Raw genomic sequence first — 26,027 nt, forward strand, 5'->3', positions numbered from 1 at the left:
GGCACCGGCTGCCGCCCCGACCGGATTCAGTCGGGGTCGGCCAGGGTGACCTGGATACCGCCGACCATATCGCAGCACTGGTTGTAGATGAACGTCCCGACGGTCGCCAGCGCGGTGAACAGCACCACGTTGATCAGCCCGATCACCCCGGCATAGCCGAAGACCGTCCCGGCGTCGATGAGCCCGACCGAGCCGCTGTCCGGCGACACCATATCGGTGAAGGTGCTGTTGAGCCGCTCCCAGACACCCATCCCCGCCAGCACCATGTACAGCAGCGCGACCGCGATCATCCAGACGAAGAACATGGCGATACTGATCACCAGGGTGATCTTCAGTGTCGACCACGGATCGATCCGCCGGACCTGGACCGTGGCCCGCAACGGTTCGCCACCCAGAACCGCCTGCGGTAGGCCCCGAGGAGCCGCCGCCGACCCCGTGGGCCCCGACGACGACACCGGCGGGGTGTAGGCCGGCGGCGAGGTGTGCTGCTCGGGCGGCAACGGATGCCGGATCTCGGAGAGATCGGGCATATCCTTGGCCAGCTCGGGCCGGGCGATGCTGCGGGTAGGTCCGTCCAGGCCAACGGATTTGGCCATGGCGGCTTCCTTACGGGCCGCCTTGGCCGCCAGATCGCTGGTGGTGCGGGCATTGGTGACCCCGCCGCTCAGCCCGACCGAACGCGGCTGGGCCCCGCCCACCGGGGTATGGCCCGGGCGCGGCAGATTGGACTGCGGCTCGCGCTGCGGCAACTGCGACCAGCCCTCCTGGAACCGGCCCTGGTCGCTACCGTTACCGCCACCGGACTGCTGATTCTGGTCGCCGGACCCCTGAGGACCGGGGTTCGGCGATCCGGCATTACGCGATTCGGACGCGAATTCGCCCTGCTGCTCCTGATTTTCGGGCGCGGAACCGTCGGTGGGCGCGCCGCCGGACGCATTACCGCCCGGCTGCCCGCCCCCCGCCTGGTCGTTGTCCGCGGCATCGCCCGCCCGCTGGTTCGGGCGCGGCGAAATCGGGGACGGAGTGACCCTCTCGGTCACACCGTTCGTCTGCTGCCGCTCGTCGCTCGGCTGTTTCGGAGTGGTCAATGGGAATCCTCGGATCCGTTCTTTGCCGCCGATATGGATTTACTGCTCGGGGGAACCGCCACCGTCGATCTGCTCGGGCTCGTCGGCGTTACGTGCGATCGCAAGCAAGGTATCGCCCTCGCCGAGGTTCATCAATCGCACGCCCTTGGTCTGCCTACCGGCCTTACGCACCTGCCGGGCGGCAGTGCGGATAACCCCACCGCTGGACGTGATCGCATACAACTCGTCGTCGTCGTCGACGATGAGCGCTCCCACCAGGGTGCCACGCCGGGCGTCGAACTGAATGGTCAATACACCTTTTCCGCCGCGCCCCTGCGCCGTGTACTCCTCGATGGCGGTGCGCTTGGCATAACCACCGGACGTCGCGACCAGCAGGTATGTCCCGTCACGGACCACATTCAGCGACAGCAGCGCGTCGTCGGCATTGAACCGCATACCCTGCACACCCGAGGTGGCGCGGCCCATCGGACGCAATGCCTCATCGGTGGCGGAGAAACGGATCGACTGTCCCTGTGCCGATACCAGCAGCAGATCGTCCTCGGCGGAACACAGTACGGCGCCGACCAATTCGTCGTTGTCGCGCAGATTCACCGCGACGATGCCGCCGCTGCGGTTGGAATCGAAGTCCACCAGCCGCGATTTCTTGACCAAACCCTTCTCCGTGGCCAGCACCAGGTAGGCCGCGTCTTCATAAGACTTGATCCGGATCACCTGGGCGATCTTCTCGTCCGGCTGGAAAGCCAGCAGATTCGCCACATGCTGCCCGCGTGCCGTGCGGTTGGCCTCCGGCAGTTCATATGCTTTGGCCCGGTACACCCGGCCCTTGTTGGTGAAGAACAACAACCAGTCGTGGGTCGAAGTCACGAAGAAGTGCCGGACGATATCGTCCTGTTTCAGCCCAGCGCCCTGCACACCCTTGCCGCCACGCTTCTGGCTGCGGTACAGATCGGTCTTCGTTCGTTTTGCGTACCCGGTTTCGGTGATGGTGACGACCACGTCTTCACGGGCGATCAGATCCTCGTCGGCCACATCACCGTCGGCGGAGACGATCAGTGTCCGGCGTTCGTCGCCGTAGCGTTCGACGATCTCGGCCAGTTCGTCCCGGACGATCGCGCGCTGACGCTCCGGCTTTTCCAGAATGTCCTTCAGATCGGCGATTTCGGCCTCGAGCTTGGCCAGTTCGTCGACGATCTTCTGCCGTTCCAGCGCGGACAGCCGGCGCAGCTGCATATCCAGGATGGCGGTCGCCTGGGTTTCGTCGATATCCAGCAGTTCCATCAGGCCGGTACGCGCGGTCTCGGTATTGGCCGACCGGCGGATCAGCGCGATCACGGCGTCGAGCTGATCCAGCGCCTTGACCAGTCCACGCAGGATATGCGCCCGTTCCTCGGCCTTACGCAACAGGTAGCGGGTGCGCCGGATGATGACTTCGAGCTGGTGGGCGACGTACAGCCGGATCATCTGGTCCAGCCGCAGCGTGCGGGGCACGCCCTCGACGATGGAGAGCATATTCGCGCCGAAACTGGTCTGCAGCTGGGTGTGCTTGTACAGGTTGTTCAGCACGACCTTCGCGATCGCGTCCCGTTTGACGGTGACCACGATGCGCAGACCGGCCCGGTCCGACGATTCGTCGTGGATATCGGACACCCCGGCGATCCGGCCGTCCTTGACCTGCTCGGCGATCGCGTTGATGAAGTTATCGGTATTGACCTGGTACGGCAGCTCGGTGATGACGATGGTGGTGCGGCCGCGGGCGTCCTCTTCGATCTCCACCACACCGCGCATCCGGATGGAACCGCGTCCGGTGGTGTAGGCGTCGTGGATGCCCTGGGTACCGACGATCAGGCCGGCGGTCGGGAAGTCCGGCCCCTTCACCCGCTCCATACAGGCCGCTAGCGTGGCTTCCTCGTCGGCTTCGTGGTTGTCCAGCGCCCAATAGATGGCCTCGGCCAGCTCGTTGAGGTTGTGCGGCGGGATATTGGTCGCCATCCCGACCGCAATACCGTTGCTGCCGTTCATCAGCATATTCGGCACACGGCTGGGCAGAACGACCGGTTCCTGCGTCTTACCGTCGTAGTTCGCGATGAAATCGACGGTGTCGTGATCGATTTCGCGCAGCAGTTCCATCGCGAGCGGGGTGAGCCGGCACTCGGTGTAACGCATGGCGGCCGCACCGTCGTTACCGCGGCTGCCGAAGTTGCCCTGGCCGTCCACCAGCGGGTACCGCATCGCCCACGGCTGTGCCATCCGCACCAGGGTGTCGTAGATAGCCGAGTCGCCGTGCGGATGGTAATTACCCATGGTGTCGGCGACCGGGCGGGCGGATTTCACATAACTACGGTCGGGCCGGTACCCGTTGTCGTGCATCGCGTACAGGATCCGGCGGTGCACCGGTTTCAGGCCGTCGCGGACCTCGGGCAGGGCGCGGCCCACGATCACGCTCATCGCGTAATCGATATAGCTGTTCTGCATCTCCTGCTGGATATCGACCGGCTCGATCCGGTCGCCCGCGCTCTCCGGCGGCAATGTTGTATCGGTCATTCGATCTCCTAGGTACTGGCGATAAACGGCGGAAGCCGCGCGTGGTATGCGCTGCGGGCGAAACCGCCGGGCCTACACGTCGAGGAAGCGGACGTCCTTGGCATTACGAGTGATGAAGCTGCGGCGAGCGGCGACATCCTCACCCATCAGGACGCTGAACAGCTCGTCGGCGGCAGCCGCGTCGTCCAGCGTGACCTGGCGCAGGACCCGGACCGACGGATCCATGGTGGTTTCCCACAGTTCCTTCGGGTTCATCTCGCCGAGACCTTTGTATCGCTGGATACCGTCGTCTTTGTTGATCTTCTTACCGGCCGCCAGTCCCGCTTCGACCAGACCGTCGCGTTCCCGGTCCGAGTACGCGAACTCGGGGTCGGAGCGCTGCCATTTCAGCTTGTACAGCGGCGGCTGGGCCAAGTACACATGCCCCTGTTCGATGAGCGGGCGCATGAAGCGGAACAGCAGAGTCAGCAGTAGCGTCGAAATATGCTGGCCGTCGACATCGGCATCGGCCATCAGCACGATCTTGTGATAGCGCAGTTTCGCGATATCGAATTCGTCGTGGATACCGGTGCCGAAGGCGGTGATGATCGCCTGGACCTCGGCGTTCTTGAGCACCTTGTCGATCCGGGCCTTCTCGACATTGATGATCTTGCCGCGCAGCGGCAGGATCGCCTGATACATCGAATCGCGGCCGGATTTGGCCGATCCGCCGGCGGAATCACCCTCGACGATGTAGATCTCGGATTTACTCGGATCCTTGGACCGGCAGTCGGCCAGCTTGCCCGGCAGGCCACCGATATCGGTGGCGCTTTTGCGCCGCACCAGCTCCCGCGCCTTCCGGGCGGCGAGCCGGGCCTGCGCCGAGGACACCGCCTTGTTCACGATGGTCTTGGCGTCGGCCGGGTTGGCCTCGAACCAGTGCGCAAGGTGTTCGTTGCAGGCACGCTGCACGAACGACTTGACCTCGGTATTACCCAGTTTGGTCTTCGTCTGGCCCTCGAACTGGGGCTCGCTCACCTTCACGCTGACAATCGCGGCCAGGCCTTCCCGGATATCGTCACCGGTGAGGTTGCCGTCCTTGTCCTTGAGGAGCTTCTTCTCCTTGGCGTACCGGTTGACGACGGTGGTCAGCGCCGCACGGAAACCTTCTTCGTGGGTGCCACCCTCATGGGTGTTGATGGTGTTGGCGAAGGTGTGGACCGATTCGGAGTAGCCGGAGTTCCATTGCAGCGCCACCTCGAGCTCGTGACCGGGGCCTTTACCGTTGAACCCGACGACCGAGTTGTGAATCGGCTGCTTCGTCCGATTGATATGGCGGACGAAATCCTCCAGGCCTCCCGGGTAGTGGTAGGTCCGGGTCTTCACCTTGTGCTCGAGCGTGGGCTTTTCGCCGCCCTCGTCGTGCTTGGGTGCTTCCGCGGTCTCGCTGACCACTTCGTCGGTGACCTCGGTGGCACTGACCCGCTCATCGGTGAGCACGATGGTCAGGCCCTTGTTCAGGAAGGCCATCTCCTGCAGCCGCCGCGAAACCGTCTCGAAGTTGTACGTCGTGGTCTCGAACACTGCCGGATCGGCCCAGAACCGGATCGTGGTGCCCGTGGCCTTTGTGGCCTCACCCTGGACCAGCTGGCCCGGGACGGCGTCCTTGTAGGTCTGGCTCCAGTGGTAGCCGTCGGTATCGATCTCGGCTTCGAGCCGGCTCGACAGGGCGTTGACCACCGAGATACCCACACCGTGCAGACCACCGGAAACGGCGTAGGAATCGGAGTCGAATTTACCGCCGGCATGCAGCTGGGTCATGACGACTTCGATGGTCGGGATGCCCTGCTCGTGCATGGCCACCGGGATACCGCGACCGTCGTCGACGACCTGGACACCACCGTCGGCGAGGAGTGTGACCTCGACCTTGGTGGCGTGGCCGGCCATCGCCTCGTCGACCGAGTTGTCCACAACCTCCCAGATCAGGTGGTGCAGGCCACGCTCGCCGGTGGAGCCGATGTACATGCCCGGGCGCAGCCGCACCGCCTCGAGGCCTTCCAGGACCTTGATGGAGGAGGCACCGTAATCTTTTTTGTTCGATGCGCTCGAACCTGATGCTTTGGAGTCTTTGGCAGCCACTGGTCGGTAGCTCTCCTTACTTGCATGTTCCCCGGGACGGCGGGTGGGACAGCGCACGTGGGCCCGGGACAGCTAAGAGGGCTGCACACAACGCGCCGAAGGTATCGCCGCTGATTTACGTTTCCATCTTACTTCGCAGCCCAATTTACAGTGCATCTGCGACACCCCTGACGGCTCCCAGGATGGGAGAAATCGGACCGGCACGGGTCCCCTCGCGACGCGGCCGTTTTCGGACCATCAGATTCGTCCTGAGAGTTCACTGAAGGCGACCGGACCGCGCGGCCTCGCGATACAGGCGAAACGGGGGCTACCCGTAGGTGTCACGCGGACCCCGGCCGCGGATATGCCGTTCGCCCTTACGCCAACTCGGTGCGGTCGGCCCCGAGATACGCAACGAGCGGACCACCCCGGGCCCGACGGCCGCGGTGATCTTCGCGAGCAACTGTGCCTGCAGTAACCGGAGCTGGGTGGCCCAGGCCGTGGACTCGGCCGCCACGCTCAGCACACCGTTCTCGAGCTTCACCGGTTTCGCATGGGCGGCGATGTCCTCACCGACCACACCGGACCAGTGCCCGAATACCGTCCCCTCGGCCACCTTCGTGGACCAGCCACGGCTACGCGCGATGGAGGTGGCGAGCTTGGACAGCGGCTGCGGATCGCGCTCGTCGGGGCGCGGCCCCGACCAACCGCTACGCCGGCGGGCTCCGCTCCGGGAGCTCCGGCGGGGTGACGACCGTCCCTGGCCCACGGATTTGCCGCTCGCTCGCGCGGCCGCGCGTGCCTCTTCGAGTGCACGGCGGGCCAGGTCGATTCCGCGTAACTCCGGTTCGGCCGGCGGTACGGCGCCACCGGGTGTTCCGGGCCGATCGGTCATCGTCGCGCTCCGCTCACCAGCCGAGTTATCCCCAGGGTCGGCCGGCATCTGCTCGAGTTGTACACATCCGGAGGTGACACCTCGGGATCGACTCTCCATCATCGGGCGTACACCCCATCCCAGGGAATAACCCCTGTTCAGGGTGGGTGTTTCGATAGCCGGCGCAGGTTGCCGCCGATCGCACCGGGTCTGCACCGGGGTGCGGGCCGACGACCTGGGCCGATAAGTTATCCACAGGCTGTGGATAACTCTGCACTGAGAGCCGGACGGGGATAACGGCCCGGCGCATCGGCTCACTCTACGAATGCCGCGGCCCAGGTGCAAGGTACCGGCCGCTGCGTGTTCACCCTGCTGACCGTTCGCCGGCGACGGACTGCGGCGGGTTCTCCTCGCCAGGCTGCGCAGACTCTGCCGACGGCTCCCCGGCGAGGGCGGAGACCCGGTGTTCGGGGTCACCGGTGGTCGTCACCCGCAGGGTGGTCCCCGCCAGTTCGCCGGGCACATCCTCGGGCACAGCGGCGGTGATCAGTACCTGCTCCGCATCGGCCGCGACCGCGGCGAGGGCGGTCCGGCGGCGGCGGTCCAGTTCGGCGAAGACGTCGTCGAGCAGCAGGACGGGTTCGGATCCAACGGCCCGCAGCAGGTCGAACGCCGCAAGGCGCAGAGCCAGCGCGAACGACCAGGATTCCCCGTGGCTGGCGAATCCCTTGGCCGCCGTATCCCCGAGCATGAGGTCCAGGTCGTCGCGGTGCGGGCCCACCAGGCAGACACCTCGGTCGAGTTCTTTGGAACGTGCCCGGGCGATCTCGGAGAGCAGCACCTGTTCGAGTACCGCGGAATCATCCGAGCTCGGCTCACGCGCGGGATCGAGTAGTTCGGCCGGCAGCGCGGCGCTGCGGTACCCCACGGTCGCCGGGCGCGATTCGGGGGCCAGCGCCGCATAGGCGCGAGTGACGTACGGGTGCAGGTCGTGCACCAGGCGCAGCCGTTCGGCGAGCAGAACCGATGCATGACCGGCCAGGTGGCCGTCCCACACATCGAGTGTGCCGAGGTCGGCCCGCCCGGACCGGCCCGCGGTCTTCAGCAACGCCGACCGCTGCCGCAGCACCCGGTCGTAATCGGCGCGGACACCGGCCAGGCCGGGGCGGCGGGCGGTGCACAACTCGTCGAGGAAGCGGCGCCGCTCCCCCGGGTCGCCGCGCACCAGGGCCAGGTCCTCCGGCGCGAACAGCACCGTATGCAGGATGCCGAGAATCTCCCGTGGCCGGCGAACCGGTGACCGGTTGATCTGCGCCCGGTTCGCGGCGCCGCGGTTGAGTTCCACATCGACACGGAGCTCACGGCCCAGGTTGATCACATTGGCGCCGATCCGGGCCCGTTCGGCACCGGTTCGGATGAGCGGGGCATCGGCGGATACGCGGTGTGAGCCGAGCGTCGACAGATAGCCGAGGGCCTCCAGGAGGTTGGTCTTACCGTTGCCGTTCGCACCCAGGAAAACCGTAGGCCCTGTGGATAACTCGATCTCAGCGTGTTCCCAGGAACGGAAATCATGCAAGGTCAGAGCACGAATATGCACCGATTCACACCATCCAACAAGCGGCCACGAAGTTATCCACAGCTGTGGATAACTTACGTCGGCGCAGGTCGCGGCGCGGGTTTGCGGAGATATCGCTCTGCCGGCATCCCGCGATCACGGTGGTGACGGGCACCCCGGCGGCCGGCGTGGATCGGCGCCGGCGCAGCGCTGCCGAACCCACGCCCGCTCAGCCCGGCAGCCGGACCGGCATCAGCAGGTAGATGTAGTCACTGTCCAGGGCCGGATACGCACCACTCTCGAGCGGTTCCGGCTCCTCCTCGCGGGCCGGGAGCAGGACAGCGGGACGGCTCGGCGTGGTGAACCCGAAGGTGACCCGGTCCGAGTGCAACGCGGACAGGCCGTCGATGAGATATCCGGGGTTGAAGGCGATGGTCAACGGCTCACCCCGGAAGTCGGCGGTCAGCCACTCCTCGGCGCGCCCGGCATCGTCGCCACCCGCCGACAGCTGCAATCCCTCGGCGGAGAACTCCAGCCGCACCTGGGCGCCACGCTCGGCCACCAGCGCGACACGTTTGATCGCCTCGGTGAGCGTGGCCACCTCCAGGGTGGCGATCGATGTGTGCTCCTTGGGCAGCAGCTGCCGGAACTTCGGGAATTCGGCATCGAGCAGCCGGGTGGTGGTCCGGCGGCCCCCGTTGACGATGCCCAGGAGGCCGTCTGCGCCCGCGCCGGAGCCCAGCGAGAGCTGGACCGGCTGATCGGAGGCGCCGAGCGTCTTGGCGGATTCGGAGAGGGTGCGAGCGGGGATCAACACCGCGGTTTCGATATCGGTACGTGCGGGCTGCCACTGGATATGGCGTACGGCGAGCCGGAACCGGTCGGTCGCCGCCAGCACCACCTCCGGGCCCTCGATCTCCACCCGGATACCGGTCAGCATGGGCAACGTATCGTCGCGCCCGGCCGCGACGGCAACCTGGCCCACGGCCTCGGCGAACACATCCACAACGAGCTGCCCGCTGGACTGCGGCACCTCGGGCAACTGGGGATAATCCTCGACCGGCATCGTGGGCAGGGAGAACTTGGCGCTACCGCACTGGATCAGCACGCGGTTGCCGTCGACGGAGACGTCCACCGGCTTGTTCGACAGTGCCTTGGTGATATCGGCCAGCAGTTTGCCGGAGACCAGCACCTTGCCCGGTCCGGCGACCTCGGCGGCCACCCGCATCTGAGCCGATACCTCGTAGTCGAATCCGGAGACGGTCAGCCCGTCGTCGTCCGCGACCAGCAGGACTCCGCCGAGAACCGGGACCGGCGGGCGAGACGGCAGACTGCGCGCCACCCAGGTGACCGATTCCGCGAAATCCTCACGCGCGACCCGAAACTTCATGCCTGCAAGGTCCATCGCCCGAGGTGTCCTCTCCCGTTCAGTGTGGATCGGTGGCTGTGCTGCCCCCGCATATCCCGCCGCGCCGATTCCGCCGCACGGCGATGTTACGGCGGCCGCGGCGCCGGCCGACCCGCCGGAGAATTCTGGCACAGCGACCGACTTAAGACCGTACCCCGTTTCGCCGCACCGGATCGGCCGCCCCTCCGTGTGGAGGATACGTCGTCGCACCGGCACCGGACCAGCCCACACAAAGGGTCCGGTTAGCTCACGGGCGTGTTGTGCATATGTGTGGGCAGTCCGCGGATCGGCGAGGCGAAGGTCCGTCCACAGGTATCCCGGAAGAAAGCTGTGAACAGCGGAGCATGTGAGCCGCCCGCGGTTGCACGGAGATGGCCGGGGTGCGTGACGGGCGTGGGCGGATCTGCCAAGGGGCGACCGGTCCGTGGCAGCTCAGTCCTCGGACCCCGAACGCCTTTCAGACCCGCGACAGTCACGGTGCCGCGCGGGGCCGCGACGGACGCGGCGAGTGTTCGCGAAGTCTGGCTCCGCCCGTCCTTGTGTGGTTCCCGGACCTCTTCGCTTCGTGCGGTGCGTTCGAGACTTGTCCACACAGCCTGTTTTCAAGAGAAATTTTCTAGATGAAGAACAGGGGTAGTAATAGGCCCTGTGGAAACTGTGGATTTCCGCTATTTCCCCAGCTCGTACGGCGTGTCCGCCTGTGGACTGCCGTGGGATAACTCGAGGATGAATCGGGGCAGCCTGTGGACAGGTTTTGTTGTCCACACAGCATCCACAGTTCATCCCCATGTTGTTCCCCAGAATCCGGGCAGTTGTGCACACTGTGTACGAATCAGTGGATAACCTGTGGATTCCTCGAGGATTCCTCGAGGAATCCACAGGCTGTCCCCAGGCCTCTGACCGGAAGAGCGCAGCTCAGTGGGTGTGGATGAAATCGCCTGTGGAAACTGTGGATAAACAGGCTGTGGACAACCTGCGCACCCGAGCCCCCCGAGGCTGTGGATGGACTGGTGGATAACCTGTGGATTCCACAGCCGAGTTCATCCCAAAATGCCTGGTCAAGGCCTTAACAGGATGTTAGCGACACACCTGTGAATACTTCCGACACGCCCGCGCGGCGCACGTACCGTCACCGCAGCACCGGCGGACGCTCTCGGCACGGCTTCGCGAAGCTGCTTGCGGCAGCAGAACTTCCACCGTCGCCTCCCACGGCGGCCGGCAACCGAGGGCGGGGATGGGTATACGCGGGGATGGGTATACGACTGCGGCCAGGGCCGCAGTCCGGACGCTCATCGAGGTCGCCGCCATGGGATTCGCACTCCGGCGGAGGAAGGCTCCGGCGGCTCAGGCCCGGGCCTGAGCCGGCCGAGGCCTGGGGCGTCGACTCGACATGCCGCTCATATCTGCCCGCAGAGGGCTGGACCCAGTTCCTTGGCTACACCGGCCGGCGACCACGCCACTTCCATCCGCGATGCCGCGGAACAGCACCGGCGGGCACAGGATCGGGTTCGTCGGTGTCTCACCGGCCTGGCCGGTGGTTCGGCGCCACGATGGCGCCGATGCCGGTCCTCCTGGCCCACGGGAAGCGTGGTGGTTTCGGGGCCCGGCGAACCGGGTGGGAGCGCCACAGCGCACTCGGACAGGTGTGATCTGTCGGGTAGCTGTGGGCGGGCGGATCGACTCGCTTACCGCCGCGGCCGGCGAATCAACGGGAGCGCTGTTTGATACGGGCGGTGAGTTCCTGAACCTGGTCGTAGACCCGGCGCCGCTCCGACATCTCCTTACGGACCTTCTTCTCCGCGTACATGACCGTCGTATGGTCACGGCCGAACGCCTGGCCGATCTTCGGCAGCGAGAGATCGGTGAGTTCCCGGCACAGATACATCGCGATCTGGCGGGCCTGAGCCAGCGGACGCGCCTTACCCGGCCCGGTCAGCTCCTCCATCGACGTATTGAAGTACTCGGCGGTGACGCCCATGATCGTCGACGCGGTGATCTCGACGTCCTGCGATTCGGGCATCAGGTCGCGCAGCACCACCTCGGCCACCGACTGATCCAGTGGCTGGCCGTTCAACGACGCGAACGCGGTGACCCGGATCAACGCGCCCTCGAGTTCGCGGATATTGCGCTCCACCCGGCTGGCGATCAACTCCAGCACATCGTGCGGTACGTCCAGGCGATCCATCCGCGCCTTCTTGCGCAGGATCGCGATCCGGGTTTCCAGCTCCGGTGGCTGCACATCGGTGATCAGCCCCCATTCGAACCGGGTCCGCAGCCGCTCCTCGAGGGTGGCCAGCTGCTTCGGCGGCCGATCCGAGGACACCACGATCTGCTTGTTCGCGTTGTGCAGCGTGTTGAAGGTATGGAAGAACTCCTCCTGGATACCTTCCTTGCCCTCGATGAACTGGATATCGTCGACCAGCAGGATGTCGGTTTCGCGGTAGCGGCGTTTGAACGCCACCTTCCGGTCGTCACGCAGACTGTTGATGAAGTCGTTGGTGAATTCCTCGGTGGAGACGTACTTGACCCGCATCCCCGGGAACAACCGCTGCGCGTAATGGCCGGCGGCATGCAGCAGGTGGGTCTTACCCAAGCCGGAGGCACCCCAGACGAACAACGGGTTGTAGGCGCGGGCGGGCGCCTCGGCGATGGCAACCGCCGCAGCGTGGGCGAAGCGGTTCGACGCACCGATGACGAAGGTTTCGAAGGTGTACTTGGCGTTCAGGCTCGCCGACGGTTTGGCCGTATCACCGGAATCGGAGCTCTTGGCGAAGAAGGTCGGCCAGGAATCCCGGACGTTGACCACTGTCTCGTCGTCGCGGTGGCTGTCCGGTGCCGGGTCGATACCCGAATCGCGGACGCTTTCGCGCAGGCTGTCCCGGTCGGGGTCGCGCAGCGGATCCCGGGGCGCGGTATCGGCCGGGATATCGGGTGCGAAAAGTGTTTCCTGGGCCGGGCGGGCGGTCCGGCGCGGCGGCAGGTCCGGGTCGAGATCGGCTACCGGCTCCCGGGCCGCAACGCCCGGTTCCCGGCCGTTGCCCACCGTTTCGCCGAGGTCGGTGCGGCCGGGCGGGTAGCTGTCGGGATAGTCGGCGCGCGGATACTCGCGGTCCCGTTCGTACTCGGGTTCCCGGGTGTACTCGGCCGCCGGTGGATAGTCACGAGGGTAGGCGCGGGGCGTGGCATAGGTTTCCACGGTCGGCGGGTCGGTCTCGTGCGAGTCGGCGCGCGTGAAGTCGCTGTCGTGCGTGCGGAACTCGGTGCCCGGTACGGGTTCCGCGCCGTGCGGCAACTCGGGCAGGGCCGAGCGCCGCACGGGATCGGCGCCGGACGGTTCCGGGCCGTGTGGGCGGCCGGGGTTACGGGGCAGTTCACCGGTCAACGGCAATTCGGCTTCGTGTGAGAAATCCGCGGCCGGGAAGCGAGGCTCGTCGCGCTGTCTCGGCCCACCCGGGAAATCGGGACCGCGCACGAGGCCACGCGCGGGATAAGTGCCGGCCTCGGGTTCCCGGATCGGTTCGGGACGCCACGGCGGTTCGGTCGCCGCGGGGGTGAAACCGGTGGGCGCCCGCCCCGGACCGTTACCGCCGAATGTCTCCGGCCGGGTGTTGACGGGCTCGGGACGGCTCGTCATCCGGGCATGCCGCGGCGGCCCGGGTTCGGACCCGGCGGTGGGTAACGGGGCGGCGATCCGAACGCCGAGACCCTCCACCTGGGGACCGAGCCGGCGGCCCAGCGAGCGCAGGATGGGTTCACGTAGATCGCGTTCGATGGCTTCCTGGGCGATCGAGGACGGAACCGAGAGCAGGGCGAAACCCTGGACCACCATCAGCGGTTTCACCAATTTGAGCCAGGCCTGCTGGGCTCGGGTCACCGCGCCGATGGCACCGTCGGGCGAACCGGTGGTCAACTCGGTGACCACCTCCGGCCACACGGTGGCCAGTACGTTCTGCTCGTCGTCCATCCAGTGTCCTCCCCGGGAGTCGGTTGCTCGGCGCAGACGTCCGGGGCTCGCGGTGCGTCTACTGTACTGGTTCGTTCCAGTGACACCGCATACGTCGCTCACCGGACCTGCCGCATCCGACGGATACGGCGCCCGGGGCGCTGCCCGGAACCCCCTCTTCCGGCTGCGGCGTGGCACCGTCGGCCCTACGAATATGCCATTCACAGGGTATTTCCACACAATTATCCACAGATGTGGACAATCTCCCGGGACCGCCGTTGCGGTCGCGCGCTGCGCCGGACCGGGTGCGGATGCTCGACCTGCGGCCCGTCTCCCGGGCGTAGGGCCCGAGGGTGACTATTGCCACCGCCGACGCTCACCGGCCGGAGGTCGCGCGCGTCCGTGATCGCCCCTGGGGGGTGAGTTTGACCCGGTAGAACTGGATAAGTACCCTCGTACAGTCACCCTCGGCGTGGTGACCGTCCTGTGCTGACCACCTTCCAGGGCGGTGACGCCGAACCGACATCGAGAGAATCACCGAAAGCTTCGGGCGCCGTCGGGTGCCCACCAATTCGAGGAGTGTTGACCGTGGCCAAGGGCAAGCGGACGTTCCAGCCGAACAACCGTCGTCGGGCGCGGGTCCACGGTTTCCGTCTCCGGATGCGGACCCGTGCGGGCCGCGCCATCGTCTCCGGGCGGCGCCGTAAGGGCCGCGCCAGCCTCACCGCCTGATTTCCGACCGAGCTCGATGCCCGGCCCGCCGAACCTCGTGGCCTACGCCGCCGGTAAAACTGCCGGTTCGGCGGCTTCGATGATGTCCGGGTGCCCGGGTGCTTCCTGAGCCGCATCGGCTGCATCAGCGTGCCGATTTCTCCCGGACGGTACGGCGCGGCCGGCGCGCGGGAAAGCGGGACCTGGTCGTCCATGTTCTGGTGGATCTCCCGGATCCGGGAGATCCCGGCGTCCGGGTCCGGTTCGGTGGCCCGCGATTCGGGCTGATCGTCAGCAAGGCGGTGGGTCCCGCGGTCGTCCGGCACCGCGTGGCCCGCCGCCTGCGTCATATCTGTGCCGAACTGACCGCGGATATCTCCGCCGAGGTGGATATCGTGATTCGCGCTCTCCCCGGCGCCGCCGGCGCCGACAGCGATGAGCTACGCCGCCAGCTGCGTAGCGGATTACGCAGGCTCGACCTCTCAGCGGCGGCCGATGCGGGCACCCCGCTATGAGCGCCCGTACCTCACCGATGGCCGCGGTCGCCCGATGGCCGGCAAATATTCTGATCTTCTCGATCGAGCTGTACCGGACCTACGTCTCCCCCACCCGGATGCCGGTCTGCCGATTCACTCCCACCTGTAGCGAGTACGCGGTGACCGCCCTGCGCACCCGTGGACTCATTGTCGGCGTCGGACTGACGGTCGTGCGTTTGGCCAAATGCGCGCCCTGGCACCCTGGTGGATGGGATCCCGTGCCGGAGCGGCAGCGCAGTGTCGGCCACGACGACCCGCGGCCCAAAGCTTGTAAGGGATCACCGCACGCGGTGATCGGTGACACTACCGACGGGAGTGCATAGAGCCGTGCTCGATTTCATCTACTACCCGGTGTCCTGGATCCTCTGGTTCTGGCATCGGGTATTCGGCTTCGCGTTCGGGGCCGATAACGGCCTGTCCTGGGCGCTGTCCGTGGTTTTCCTCGTCTTCACGCTGCGTCTGGTGCTCTACAAGCCGTTCGTGAGGCAGGTCCGTACCACCAAACAGATGCAGGAACTGCAGCCGCAGATCAAGGAGCTGCAGAAGAAGTACAAGAACGACCGCCAGAAGATGGCACTGGAGATGCAGAAGCTCCAGAAGGACCACGGCTTCAACCCGCTCATGGGCTGCCTGCCGATCCTGGCCCAGGTGCCGGTCTTCCTCGGTCTGTTCCACGTATTGCGTTCGTTCAACCGCACCGGCACCGGGTTCGGCCAGCTCGGTATGGACCCGTACACCAACGCGCATACGCCGAACTACGTCTTCAATGTCGACGATGTCCAGTCGTTCCTGAGCGCCCGTATCTTCGGTGCCCCGATCTCCGCGTTCATCACCGCGCCGTATGAAGAGTTGCAGGCCTTCGCCGATTACGGCGGTACCCCGAGCCGGGTCAGTATCGCCGCGGTCGCGATCCCGCTCATGGTGATCGCCGCGGTCGCGACTCATTTCAACGCACGCGCGTCGGTCGCCCGGCAGAGCGCCGAGGCGGCGGCCAACCCGCAGGCCGCCATCATGAACAAGCTGGCGCTGTGGGTTTTCCCGTTCGGTGTCCTGATCGGTGGTCCGTTCCTGCCCATCGCCGTCCTGCTGTACTGGGTGTCCAACAACATCTGGACCTACGGCCAGCAGCATCTCGTCTTCGGCCGGATGGCCAAGGAGGACGAGGCCAAAAAGCAGGCGAAAATGGAGAAGCAGGCGCAGAACGCCCCCAAGCCCGGCGCGAAGCCTGTCGACACCCGGAAGAAGCAGCCGGCCAAACCGGCCGAAGGTTCCGAGGACGCGGCCGCCGACGGTGCGGCCGAGGCGAACGGTTCGAGTCCTGCCAAGACGAACGCCAAACCCAAACAGTCGGGCCAGCGCCGGCCGGGTGGTCAGAAGCGGTCCGGCAACCGGGGCCGCGCCAACCAGAAGCGACGTCGCTGACCCTTCCCCGCAGACCCCCTTGTGATCGGGACACCGGCCGACGGGTGGTCGGTGTCCCGGCGAGCAGATAAAGGAAACATATGACACTCGAGACCGAAGGTGGCGACACCACCGCCAGCGCATCCTCGACCGTGGTCGAGCCGGACGCCGTGGATTCCGCGGGCGACGCCGAGGAAGCGCTTATCGAAGAGGGCGAGATCGCGGGCGACTACCTCGAACAACTTCTCGATGTGCTCGACTTCGACGGTGATATCGACCTCGACGTCGAAGGTGATCGCGCGGTGGTCAGTATCGACGGCGGTAAGGATCTGTCGAAACTGGTCGGGCACAGCGGTGAGGTACTCGACGCACTCCAGGAACTGACCCGGCTCGCCGTGCAGCAGGCGACCGGGGTGCGGAGCCGGTTGATGCTCGATGTGGCGGGCTGGCGGGCGAAGCGGCGCGCGGACCTGAGCGCCCTGGGCGCGGCGGCCGCGCAGCGTGTACTGGATACCGGCTCGCCGGAGCAGCTCGCCCCGATGACTCCGTTCGAACGCAAGATCGTGCACGACGCGGTCGCCGCGATCGACGGGGTCGCCAGCGAGAGCGAGGGCGTGGAGCCGAACCGGCGCGTTGTCGTCATACCGGACTGAGTCTCCCGCACCGGCGGAGTAGCCGGAAGACCGGTGGATACGAAGGGCCCGAGTCGCAGGGACTCGGGCCCTTCGCGTGTCCAGGTCCGGCTGGTCGAGAACGGTCCGGTGGCTGGGGGCTACGGTGAGAGAACGTAGTGGGTCTATCCGCTCGAGCTCGTCGATCACGATCGAACAGAAGGGTGTTTCACGTGAAACCAGAACCCGGCGATTCGGCGGCCGTGGTGTCGCAGTCGCCGCCGCCGGCGGAAGCGGAATCCGTCTTCGGCGAGCGCCTGGGATCGGCGTGTGACTACTGGTCCGCTCTCGCCACCGCCGGGGTGGAGCGTGGACTGATCGGCCCGCGAGAAGTGCCCCGCCTCTGGGAGCGGCATATCCTCAACTGCGCGGTCGTCGGCGAACTGATCGGCGAGGGAGCCTCGGTGGTCGATATCGGTAGCGGTGCGGGGTTGCCCGGAATTCCGCTGGCCCTCGCCCGCCCGGACCTCCGGATCACCCTCGTCGAGCCATTACTGCGCCGAACGGTCTTCCTCAAGGAGTTCATCGACGCGGCGGGACTCGATATCACTGTGGTGCGGGGTCGGGCGGAGCAGCCCGGGGTGATCCAGGAAGCGGGCGGAGCCGATGTGGTGACCTCCCGAGCCGTCGCGCCCCTGGCGAAGTTGGCGGAATGGTCTGTCCCGTTGCTGCATGAGCACGGACATATGCTCGCGCTCAAGGGGGCGAGTGTCGCCGAGGAACTGGGACGCGATCGCGCGGCGGTCGAACGAGCGGGGGCCGGTAACTTCGCGGTGCTGGAATGCGGTGCGGGGATTATCGATCCTCCCACGGTCGTTCTTTCCGCCGAACGCTTGCGGCGTTCGGAGCGGCCGTCCAAGCGGCCGAAGAAACGCACCCGAGCGCAGCGGCGGTCCGAAACAGGTCAACTCTGATCCCGGTTCCCATTCTTCCCTGCTCCCCCACTGCGGCATCGATGTTTCCCGTGAAACATCTGCTTGCGCGTTACCCCGCAGTCGGGGAGCTTCATCCCGGAGCTGGGGCCGGGGCGCGCGAGTCGGCCTTTCCGACATATGGATCAGGATGCCCGCGGGTCAATGCACCCAGCGCCGGGTCAGCGGGAACAGTGCTGCCGGGAGCTCAGGCGCAAGGACGGCGTGGGCCGCCCGATGAGACGGCCCCATGACGAGGCCCGAGGTTCTAATGGGGCCGCCGACGCATGCCGGGGGTACGCCGTACGCCCGGCTCTCTTCGCGCGGAGCGCGCGACGTTATCGCGACGCGCACGGTACGTCGGCATTCCCAGGCAGGTCTGGCGAATAGTCGAGTATGCGCCGCCGGCTTTCGAACGACCCGGAACAGCGCATCGGCGGCAGGGGCGGTCGCGGCGTTTCGAGGCGATGGGAGAGCAGGGCGCGCTGCGGTCGTACCAGCGCAGGGTGTCCTGGCTCAACCCGCAGTGCCGGCGGCGGCACCGATCGTATGCCAGGTCGCGGGTGAATGCTGCGGTGTTCCTAGGCTGAAGCTGACGTTTCACGGGAAACATTGAGAAACCCGAGAGTGAACCGCGGTCCACCACGACTGTGTCGGAAGATGCGTGGAGCCGCCTGGGGCGGACGTGCATGCGCCGAGTGGGTCGCCGTCACCGTGACGAAGGACGCGTGACCCTCCGGTCGAATCGTGGACACAGATCCGCACCGCCACCATCATTCGGTCCGCAGCGACCCCACGCGCCGGCGCTCGAGGTTGTAGAGGTTCATCGAGCGCGCGGATATTCCACGCCGGACGTAGTGAAAGGCGGGAGACCGCTCGGAAATCCCTTCGGCGCCCAGGCAGAGGAAAACAGACTGTTGTGGCGGTAACCCGATGTGCGGGCGCCGCTGACACAACCGGCGCTTCCGTGCCGGCATTCGGTCGAGGGCGGCTCTGGGAAGAGCGAAGCCGTCGGGTGGGGTGAATACCGGCGCCCCGGATCGGCCGATGTTTCCCGTGAAACATCGCCTCGTGGGTACCGGCGAGGCACCGAACGCGTTTCCGGGCGATGAATTCGGAGCAGTTCCGCGTGTCGCGGGCGCGTCGCAGCGATTCAGCTTTCTTCTCGGGCCCGCTGCTGGCAAGCTATTGGACGTCGGGCGTGAGCGTCGGTGCCACGGAGGAATCTTGGTGTTGCAGCGGTGCAGCTCCGTTCGGTCGACCGGCGGCTCGGTGTCCGCGTCGGAGGAGGTAGCTTCGCGTGACCACGCAGTGCAGCGAAGTCACCCGTCCCGCACGGATGTCGCAGTCGTGGTCGTGGATCGTCGTTCGGTCCAGTACGGCTTGTTTCGACGACACGGCGCCGGCGTCTGTCAGGCCACGTGATCTTGCAGTTCTCGCGTTAGGAGCGGTCTATGTCGAACGGTTCAGCGAATGTTTCACGGGAAACATCGCGCGTGCCGGGAATGCTGGATGGCAGCAATATCGGCCCTGAGGCATTCGGAAGCACACCGTATGGCCATATCTCCCCCACCGAGACGCCGATCGCTGCCGAGGCGCATCGGGCGAGCCAGTTAATGCATCCAGGAAAGGTGACAGTGCCGAAACCTCATGAGCAACGCATCATCACTGTAGCCAACCAGAAAGGCGGAGTCGGCAAGACTACGACAACGGTCAATCTGGCCGCAGCCCTGGCGCATCAGGGGATGAAGGTGCTCGTGATCGATCTCGATCCGCAGGGTAACGCCAGCACCGCGCTCGGCGTCGAGCATCATTCCGGTATTCCGTCGACCTACGAACTGTTGATCGGCGAGATCAAGGTTCAGGACGCGATCCAGCAGAGCCCGCACAGCGACAACCTGCTGTGCATTCCGGCAACGATCGACCTCGCCGGTGCCGAGATCGAACTGGTCTCGATGGTGGCTCGGGAGGCGCGACTCAAAGGCGCTATCCAGGAAGCCAATATCGCCGGCTACGACATCGATTTCGTGCTGATCGACTGCCCGCCGTCGCTGGGTCTGCTCACGATCAACGCCATGGTCGCGGCCCGGGAAGTCCTGATCCCGATCCAATGCGAGTACTACGCCCTGGAGGGCGTAGGCCAGTTGATCCGGAATATCGGCTTGGTCCAATCGCATCTGAACCCCGAACTCCATGTATCGACCGTTGTTCTCACGATGTATGACGGCCGGACCAAACTGGCCGATCAGGTGGCCGAAGAGGTGCGCAGCCATTTCGGGGACGTCGTGCTGCGGTCGGTGATTCCGCGCAGCGTCAAGGTCTCCGAGGCGCCCGGATACGGTATGACAGTTCTCGATTACGACCCGGGTTCCCGCGGCGCCCTCAGCTATCTGGATGCCGGGCGGGAAATGGCCGCGCGTGGCGCGGCGCGGCAGGCGGCGCTCACAGAAGGCGCTCAGTGAACGGACCGGGCATGGCTGTGGATGCGGGTAATGGAAAGGGTAGGCCGGTGAGTCAGTCGAAAAAGGGTGGGCTGGGACGCGGTCTCGCGGCATTGATTCCGACCGGCCCGGCTCCGGTGGCGACCGGGCTGGGCACCGAGGCCGCTGATGCGGTGATCGGTCTGGATCCGGGGCCGCGCCCCGCCTCCACCTATCTGCACCAGGTTCCCGAACCCGTGGAGAGCGCCGATCTGACCTCCGCGGGGGACGCGGTGTACCGGGAAATCGCGCCCGGAAAGATCGAGCCCAATCCGAAGCAGCCCCGTCAGTATTTCGACGATGAGGCGCTCGCCGAACTGGTCCACTCGATTCGCGAGTTCGGTTTGATGCAGCCGATCGTGGTCCGGGAGCTGGAGCCGGGTGGCGACCGCTATCAGCTCATCATGGGTGAGCGACGCTGGCGGGCCTGCCAGGAGGCGGGGCTGGAGGTTATCCCCGCCATCGTCCGGGAAACCAACGATGACGCCATGCTGCGCGATGCACTGTTGGAGAATATCCATCGCGTGCAGCTCAACCCGCTCGAGGAGGCGGCAGCCTATCAGCAGTTGCTGGAGGAGTTCGGGGTTACCCAGGAGGAGCTGGCGTCGCGACTAGGGCGTTCGCGGCCCGTGGTGACCAATATGATCCGACTGCTGAAGCTACCGATCCCGGTGCAGCGCCGGGTCGCGGCCGGGGTGCTGTCCGCCGGGCATGCGCGGGCACTGCTCGGTCTGGAGGGTGGTGCGGACACCCAGGAGGTGCTGGCCGCCCGGATCGTCGCCGAGGGGCTTTCGGTGCGGTCCACCGAAGAAGCGGTGAAGCTGGCGAACCGGGAACAGGAACCGGCCAAGCCGCCCGCGCCGCGTCGGCCGCCTATCCACTCCCCCGGTTTACAGGATGTCGCCGACCGGCTGTCGTCCTCTTTCGATACGCAGGTGTCGGTGAGTCTAGGGAAGCGGAAGGGCAAGATTGTTGTCGAGTTCGGGTCGGTGGACGATCTGGAGCGGATCGTCGGAATGATGCTGCAAACTTCGCTGAACAATTGAAATTTCGGCTTGTTGTCCGCATACTCTGCCTCGGCCATGAAACGTCACTGTGACAGTGAATGGGTCGAGGGGCCGATGCGCCGAGGCAGTCCTTGACCGAAGACTTAGTGACGCGGAATGAGGCGGGTTCGCTTGATCGCATATTCTTGCTGGCGAGAAACCATTGATGCGGCGTGAGCATAGACGAATCGGATAGCTGGAGGCTGAGCAGAGCGGTGTCGACCAGCGTCACAGGACTAACCCTGGAAAGCATCAGCCGGCTGCCGGCGCACGCCCGTCGGTGTGTGTTCTGGGAGATCGACCCGGCGGTCGCCGCGGACTCCAGTGGTTTCAGCGATCCGGTATTCGAGAAGGAAGCCTGGATCTCGACGGTGATGCTCGAATGGGGTTCGTGCGGGCAACTCGCGACGATCGATGACAAGACCGTCGGCTGTGCACTCTATGCGCCGCCCCGGGTGGTGCCGCGGGCCGGCCTCTTCCCCACCTCCCCGGTGAGCCCCGACGCCATCTTGCTGACCACTCTCGGCACCGAGTACCCCGACCTGGACGGCGATATCGCCTACCGGATGGTGCAGGGGGTCGTCACCGACCTGGTCCGTCGCGGCGTGCGCGCATTGGAAGCGTTCGGGATCCGGGGAGCACACGCAAGCACCGCTCTCTCCGACCGTCCTACCGGGACCATGCGCCTCATGGAACGAATCGGTGTTCCGGGGCGCGGAGCCCGGCGTTCGGTCATGGAGTGCAGCCCGGAGAACTGCATGATCGACGCCGATTTCCTGCAGGAGGTCGGGTTCGAGGTAGTGCAACCGCATCACCGTTTCCCCCGGTTGCGGCTGGAACTCGATACCGATCACGGCTGGAAAGAGGATGTCGAGCGAGCCCTCGACCAGCTGCTGGCCGCCGCGTCGATGACCGTGCCGACCCGGATCCTCACTCTCTGAGGCCGATGGCCGGGGGATTCGCTAACCGCTGTCGGCGGCGGCGAGTTCCTCGGCGAGAAGCTCGGCGAAAGTGTATGTGCCGGTGGGCTGATCGTCCTGACCCAGCAGATAGAGCCGCTTCACCGAAATCAGGATCGCTTCCGCGATGACATCGCGCATCCGCGGATCGGCCAGCACCGACGCATCGTACTGGTTGGTGACGTAACCCAGATCCACCTGCACCGTCGGCATTTTGGTGAGGCGCAGCAGATCCCAGGTACGCGGATGGGTCCGGCAGTCCTGCAGCGAGGTCCGGGCCACTACTTCACGCTGAATGAATCCGGCCAGCACCTGCCCGATCATGGATACGGACCCGTGCGAATTGCCGAAATAGAACCCGGCCACACCGTTGGCCATAGGGCTGGAATTGGACGCGCACCGCAGGGAGATCATCAGATCCGCGTCGAAAGCATTGGAGGTTTCGGCGCGTTCGGCATCGGTGGGGTTGCTCCCCCACGGGCGGGACAGGAACGTTTCCATGCCGGTGGCGGCCATCCGGCCCTCCAGCCGGCTGGCCAGATCCCACAGGATCTCCTGTTCGTACACCTCGCCGAACTCGGTGGGAACGCCGCGGCCACGATCGGGCCCACCCAGACCCGGATCGATGACGATACGTTTGCCGGTGAGCTGCGGACCGGCCCGATGCACCACTTCTTCCTCGGCGATCCGATGCGGATTACCGCCGGTGACCCGGGCGCCGAGCAGTTCGAGCGAACGTAACGTGTCCGGACCGCAGATACCGTCGGCGGCCAGCCCGATTTCACGTTGGAACGAGGTCAGGCCCTCGTGGGTGTGCGGGCCGAAGAAACCGTCCACCCGGTGCACATAGAAACCGAGGTCCTGCAGCCGGCGCTGCAGGGTCGCCACATCGTCGCCGTACAGCGGCGCGGAGAGCTGGTAGATGAGGGTGCGGGCACCCAGACGATAGGACGCTTCTTTCAGCGCACGATACGTCGCGGGACCGATCTCACCGTCGACCAGGAGCCCGCGGTGCTGCTGGAAGGCACGCACCGCGGAATCCAGCTGATAATCGAAGGTGGCTTCGGTGTCTTTCCAGTACTCGTCCGAACCATTGGTCTGCGCGCCGTTGTGCGCGTGCAGGAACCCCAGACTCGCCAGGGTGCTCCGAACCTCTGCTACGGCTGGACCGGTGTCGCCGTGACGAAGTCGGTGCATGCGTGAGGGCCCTTCCTTCCGTCAATCCCGGGTACCCACTCATGCGATGGCGTACACCCTCGCACGACGGAGCGTGGTCGATTCTGTCAGACCCGGACCGGGATTCGACAATCTTGGTCAGGGCATACTACGGCGCGTCGCCGCGTGACGGCCGCCGGATGGCCTATTCGAGACGTCAGATGATGTCTTCGATTTCCCGCAGGAGTGCGGCCTTCCCCTTGGCTCCGACGATCTGCTTCACCGGCTTGCCACCGGCAAACAGGATCATAGTCGGCACGCTCATGACCTGGTAATCGCGGGCGGTACCGGGGTTGGCGTCGATATCGAGCTTGGCGACGGTGAGCTTGTCGGCGTGCGAGCCCGCGATCTCCTCCAGCACCGGAGCGACCATCTTGCACGGTCCGCACCAGGTGGCCCAGAAATCGACCAGCACCGGCTTCTCGCTCTGCAGGACAGCATCGGCGAACGAGGTATCGGTGACGGTGACCGTGTTGGTGGTCTCGGACATGGCTGTTCTCCTTGGTTCTCCGGACGCCCGTGCGCCCGGGGCTGGGGCGGGCAACCGAACCCCGCGGCTCAGTTGCCCGGTGAGCCCTGCGGACTCAATCGGCTGCGGAAACGGCGACGGGCTGGTCGGCGTGCGGCAGCGTATTGCTGGTGATATCGCCCTTTTCGGCCAGCCAGCGTTCGGCGTCGATGGCGGCGCGGCAGCCGGTGCCGGCGGCGGTGATGGCCTGCATATAGGTGTGGTCCACGAGGTCACCCGCGGCGTAGACGCCGGAGACCGAGGTCTCGGTGCCCGGATCACGTACCAGGACATAGCCTTCCGCGTTCAGATCGACCTGGCCGCGGACGAGTTCGCTGCGCGGGTCGTGACCGATGGCGACGAAGAGGCCGGTGACGGGGAGCTCGGAGGTTTCTCCGGTACGGGTATCGCGCAGGGTCAACGAGGTGACGCTGGTCTCACCGTGCACCTGTGTCACTTCGGCATTGGTGCGGAACCGGATCTTCTCGTTGTTCTTGGCGCGTTCGAGCATGATGCGCGAGGCCCGGAATTCGTCACGCCGGTGTACGACGGTGACGCTGGAGGCGAACTTGGTGAGGAAGAGCGCTTCTTCCATCGCCGAATCGCCACCGCCGACCACCACGATGTCCTGGCCCTTGAAGAAGAAGCCGTCGCAGGTGGCGCAGGCGCTGACACCGCGGCCGAGCAGTTCCTGCTCACCGGGGACATTCAGATAGCGGGCGGCCGACCCCATGGCCAGGATCACCGCATGTGCCTCGTAGACATCGTCTCCGACGGTGACCTTCTTCACCGGGCCGCTCAGATCGATAGCGTCCACGTCCTCGGTGCGGATATCCGCACCGAAGCGTTTGGCCTGCTCTCGCATCTGTTCCATCAGATCGGGGCCCATGATTCCGTCGCGGAAACCCGGGAAATTCTCGACCTCGGTGGTGGTCATCAGGGCGCCGCCGAACTGGGTGCCCTCGAACACCAGCGGCTCGAGTTCGGCGCGGGCGGCGTACACGGCGGCGGTGTAACCGGCCGGCCCCGAGCCGACGATGATCAGGTCGCGAACTGGCGTGCTCATGGGACCCTTCCGGAGAATCTGATGGGGACGTTTCGGTCAACAACAGGGTAGACGGGCTTTGTTCCCGGCGGCGGCCCGTACCGGGCCGCGACCCGAGCTCGTATGGGCCGGGCGACGGGCAGTTCGGGAACTGTGGCTGCACCGGCCGCGGTGAGCCGGGGGTTTCTCAGCCGATATCGGTGATCGGGGTCAGCAACTCCGGGTTGCCCGGCCCGCATCCGGGGCCGACGACGAGCGCGGTGATCTGCGCGCCGTTTCGCCCACCGACGAGTATCAGCACCGCATCGTCCCGGTCGCGGAACTTCATCTCGCTGGACCCGAGTACGGGGCGATCGACCCCGGCGGCGCGGACACAGGCGGTAAGGGCTGCAGGGTCGGCCAGCCGGCCGGGCACATCGTGGCGGCCCAGAGCGCGCAGCGCGATCGCCGTATCGAACTCGGCGCCCGGTTCCGTGCCCGCGGTGCCGGTGGGGGCGGCAGTCGGCGTCGTTTCGCCCTCGGGCCGGACGCCGACGAACAGCGCGGCGCCGGCGCAGATCAGTATCGCGGCGGCCGCGGCGATCGTGGCGGCGATCCGCCGGCGCCGACGATGAGCGTCCAGCGGTATCGGCGCCCCACCGGCCGGCTCGGCCCCCGACGCGGACCGGTCCGCGTCCGCAGCACCGAACCCTGCGGCGAGCGCCGGTGCCGGGATATCGCCGAGCGGCACAGTTGCCTCCACCGCCCCGGCGGTATCGGCACCGGTCTGGTGACCCGCTTCGCTTCCGAGGGATTCGGCGAACGCCTCCAGTCGGGCGGCGATATCGGGCGGCATCGGCCGGACCACCCGGTCGGACTCGGCGAGGCCGGTGAGAGATGTGCGCAACGCATCGAGCGATTCGAGATAACGGCGGGCGTCCGGATCCCGGCGGACCGCCGGCCAGAGCCGGGCCTCGAGTTCGGGGTCGAGATTTCCGGCGTGCAGATCGGCGAGCAACTCCGCGGGGAAAGGAGGTTGCGGAACGGGGCTCATGTCCT

The 26,027-nt window shown here is 66.1% G+C and carries 20 protein-coding genes; 9 read left to right on the forward strand and 11 right to left on the reverse strand.

Annotation, left to right across the window (positions count from 1 at the left end; translation table 11 throughout):
• Positions 1-26 precede the first annotated feature (26 nt).
• The 7 genes from ACFWPH_RS13510 to dnaA form a co-directional block, all read right to left on the reverse strand.
• Complete coding sequence (locus tag ACFWPH_RS13510) at positions 27-1,088, reverse strand: DUF3566 domain-containing protein (RefSeq protein ID WP_378750593.1); 1,062 nt, start codon at positions 1,086-1,088, stop codon at positions 27-29.
• A 39-nt stretch (positions 1,089-1,127) separates the two neighbouring features.
• Positions 1,128-3,629 (reverse strand): DNA gyrase subunit A, encoded by a 2,502-nt coding sequence (gyrA, locus tag ACFWPH_RS13515; protein ID WP_378750595.1) that lies wholly within the window; start codon positions 3,627-3,629, stop codon positions 1,128-1,130.
• 72 nt (positions 3,630-3,701) lie between these two features.
• Positions 3,702-5,747: a DNA topoisomerase (ATP-hydrolyzing) subunit B gene (gene gyrB / locus ACFWPH_RS13520; protein ID WP_378750597.1), complete on the reverse strand. Its 2,046-nt coding sequence runs from the start codon at positions 5,745-5,747 to the stop codon at positions 3,702-3,704.
• A 307-nt stretch (positions 5,748-6,054) separates the two neighbouring features.
• Positions 6,055-6,621: a DUF721 family protein gene (locus tag ACFWPH_RS13525; RefSeq protein WP_378750599.1), complete on the reverse strand. Its 567-nt coding sequence runs from the start codon at positions 6,619-6,621 to the stop codon at positions 6,055-6,057.
• A gap of 343 nt (positions 6,622-6,964) precedes the next feature.
• Complete coding sequence (gene recF / locus ACFWPH_RS13530) at positions 6,965-8,197, reverse strand: DNA replication/repair protein RecF (RefSeq protein ID WP_378750601.1); 1,233 nt, start codon at positions 8,195-8,197, stop codon at positions 6,965-6,967.
• Positions 8,198-8,384: 187 nt separating this feature from the next.
• Positions 8,385-9,560, reverse strand: coding sequence for a DNA polymerase III subunit beta (gene dnaN, locus ACFWPH_RS13535; RefSeq protein WP_378750603.1), 1,176 nt, complete (start codon positions 9,558-9,560; stop codon positions 8,385-8,387).
• Positions 9,561-11,268: 1,708 nt separating this feature from the next.
• Positions 11,269-13,527, reverse strand: coding sequence for a chromosomal replication initiator protein DnaA (gene dnaA / locus ACFWPH_RS13540; RefSeq protein ID WP_378750605.1), 2,259 nt, complete (start codon positions 13,525-13,527; stop codon positions 11,269-11,271).
• A gap of 567 nt (positions 13,528-14,094) precedes the next feature.
• On the opposite strand from dnaA, the gene rpmH reads away from it, so the two are divergent.
• The 9 genes from rpmH to ACFWPH_RS13585 all read left to right on the forward strand — a co-directional run bounded on the left by rpmH (position 14,095) and on the right by ACFWPH_RS13585 (position 22,203).
• Positions 14,095-14,238, forward strand: coding sequence for a 50S ribosomal protein L34 (rpmH, locus tag ACFWPH_RS13545; protein ID WP_084492389.1), 144 nt, complete (start codon positions 14,095-14,097; stop codon positions 14,236-14,238).
• A 98-nt stretch (positions 14,239-14,336) separates the two neighbouring features.
• Positions 14,337-14,732, forward strand: coding sequence for a ribonuclease P protein component (gene rnpA / locus ACFWPH_RS13550; RefSeq protein WP_378750607.1), 396 nt, complete (start codon positions 14,337-14,339; stop codon positions 14,730-14,732).
• Positions 14,729-15,076, forward strand: coding sequence for a membrane protein insertion efficiency factor YidD (gene yidD, locus ACFWPH_RS13555; RefSeq protein WP_378750609.1), 348 nt, complete (start codon positions 14,729-14,731; stop codon positions 15,074-15,076). The genes rnpA and yidD overlap by 4 nt, the downstream gene beginning before the upstream one ends.
• Positions 15,077-15,080: 4 nt before the next feature.
• Positions 15,081-16,175 (forward strand): membrane protein insertase YidC, encoded by a 1,095-nt coding sequence (gene yidC, locus ACFWPH_RS13560; protein ID WP_378750611.1) that lies wholly within the window; start codon positions 15,081-15,083, stop codon positions 16,173-16,175.
• 80 nt (positions 16,176-16,255) lie between these two features.
• Positions 16,256-16,807 (forward strand): protein jag, encoded by a 552-nt coding sequence (locus ACFWPH_RS13565; protein ID WP_280418615.1) that lies wholly within the window; start codon positions 16,256-16,258, stop codon positions 16,805-16,807.
• A gap of 182 nt (positions 16,808-16,989) precedes the next feature.
• Complete coding sequence (rsmG, locus tag ACFWPH_RS13570; RefSeq protein ID WP_378750613.1) at positions 16,990-17,739, forward strand: 16S rRNA (guanine(527)-N(7))-methyltransferase RsmG; 750 nt, start codon at positions 16,990-16,992, stop codon at positions 17,737-17,739.
• A gap of 1,451 nt (positions 17,740-19,190) precedes the next feature.
• Positions 19,191-20,198 (forward strand): ParA family protein, encoded by a 1,008-nt coding sequence (locus ACFWPH_RS13575; RefSeq protein WP_378750615.1) that lies wholly within the window; start codon positions 19,191-19,193, stop codon positions 20,196-20,198.
• Positions 20,199-20,245: 47 nt separating this feature from the next.
• Complete coding sequence (locus tag ACFWPH_RS13580) at positions 20,246-21,262, forward strand: ParB/RepB/Spo0J family partition protein (protein ID WP_378750617.1); 1,017 nt, start codon at positions 20,246-20,248, stop codon at positions 21,260-21,262.
• A 215-nt stretch (positions 21,263-21,477) separates the two neighbouring features.
• Positions 21,478-22,203: a GNAT family N-acetyltransferase gene (locus ACFWPH_RS13585; protein ID WP_280418617.1), complete on the forward strand. Its 726-nt coding sequence runs from the start codon at positions 21,478-21,480 to the stop codon at positions 22,201-22,203.
• Positions 22,204-22,224: 21 nt separating this feature from the next.
• Here the strand turns inward: ACFWPH_RS13585 and ACFWPH_RS13590 are convergent, their stop codons facing one another.
• The 4 genes from ACFWPH_RS13590 to ACFWPH_RS13605 all read right to left on the reverse strand — a co-directional run bounded on the left by ACFWPH_RS13590 (position 22,225) and on the right by ACFWPH_RS13605 (position 26,022).
• Complete coding sequence (locus ACFWPH_RS13590) at positions 22,225-23,418, reverse strand: N-acetylmuramoyl-L-alanine amidase (protein ID WP_378750619.1); 1,194 nt, start codon at positions 23,416-23,418, stop codon at positions 22,225-22,227.
• A 175-nt stretch (positions 23,419-23,593) separates the two neighbouring features.
• A complete protein-coding gene (gene trxA / locus ACFWPH_RS13595; RefSeq protein WP_378750621.1) occupies positions 23,594-23,926 on the reverse strand; it encodes a thioredoxin in 333 nt (110 codons plus the stop codon).
• Between the two features lie 94 nt (positions 23,927-24,020).
• The gene (gene trxB, locus ACFWPH_RS13600) at positions 24,021-25,010 is read right to left on the reverse strand and encodes a thioredoxin-disulfide reductase (RefSeq protein WP_378750623.1); all 990 of its coding nucleotides are present in this window, start codon (positions 25,008-25,010) and stop codon (positions 24,021-24,023) included.
• A gap of 166 nt (positions 25,011-25,176) precedes the next feature.
• A complete protein-coding gene (locus tag ACFWPH_RS13605) occupies positions 25,177-26,022 on the reverse strand; it encodes a hypothetical protein (RefSeq protein WP_378750625.1) in 846 nt (281 codons plus the stop codon).
• Between the last annotated feature and the right edge of the window lie 5 nt (positions 26,023-26,027).

Origin of the sequence: Nocardia sp. NPDC058499 (assembly GCF_042719915.1) — a bacterium.
Taxonomy (GTDB): domain Bacteria; phylum Actinomycetota; class Actinomycetes; order Mycobacteriales; family Mycobacteriaceae; genus Nocardia.

Bases quoted from the DNA above. Each gene is read 5' to 3' on its own strand.
- trxA (WP_378750621.1), bottom strand. From the start codon at position 23,926: ATGTCCGAGACCACCAACACGGTCACCGTCACCGATACCTCGTTCGCC.
- trxB (WP_378750623.1), bottom strand. From the start codon at position 25,010: ATGAGCACGCCAGTTCGCGACCTGATCATCGTCGGCTCGGGGCCGGCC.
- ACFWPH_RS13575 (WP_378750615.1), top strand. From the start codon at position 19,191: ATGTCGAACGGTTCAGCGAATGTTTCACGGGAAACATCGCGCGTGCCG.
- dnaN (WP_378750603.1), bottom strand. From the start codon at position 9,560: ATGGACCTTGCAGGCATGAAGTTTCGGGTCGCGCGTGAGGATTTCGCG.
- ACFWPH_RS13605 (WP_378750625.1), bottom strand. From the start codon at position 26,022: ATGAGCCCCGTTCCGCAACCTCCTTTCCCCGCGGAGTTGCTCGCCGAT.
- ACFWPH_RS13525 (WP_378750599.1), bottom strand. From the start codon at position 6,621: ATGACCGATCGGCCCGGAACACCCGGTGGCGCCGTACCGCCGGCCGAA.
- yidD (WP_378750609.1), top strand. From the start codon at position 14,729: ATGAGCGCCCGTACCTCACCGATGGCCGCGGTCGCCCGATGGCCGGCA.
- ACFWPH_RS13565 (WP_280418615.1), top strand. From the start codon at position 16,256: ATGACACTCGAGACCGAAGGTGGCGACACCACCGCCAGCGCATCCTCG.
- ACFWPH_RS13590 (WP_378750619.1), bottom strand. From the start codon at position 23,418: ATGCACCGACTTCGTCACGGCGACACCGGTCCAGCCGTAGCAGAGGTT.
- gyrA (WP_378750595.1), bottom strand. From the start codon at position 3,629: ATGACCGATACAACATTGCCGCCGGAGAGCGCGGGCGACCGGATCGAG.
- dnaA (WP_378750605.1), bottom strand. From the start codon at position 13,527: ATGGACGACGAGCAGAACGTACTGGCCACCGTGTGGCCGGAGGTGGTC.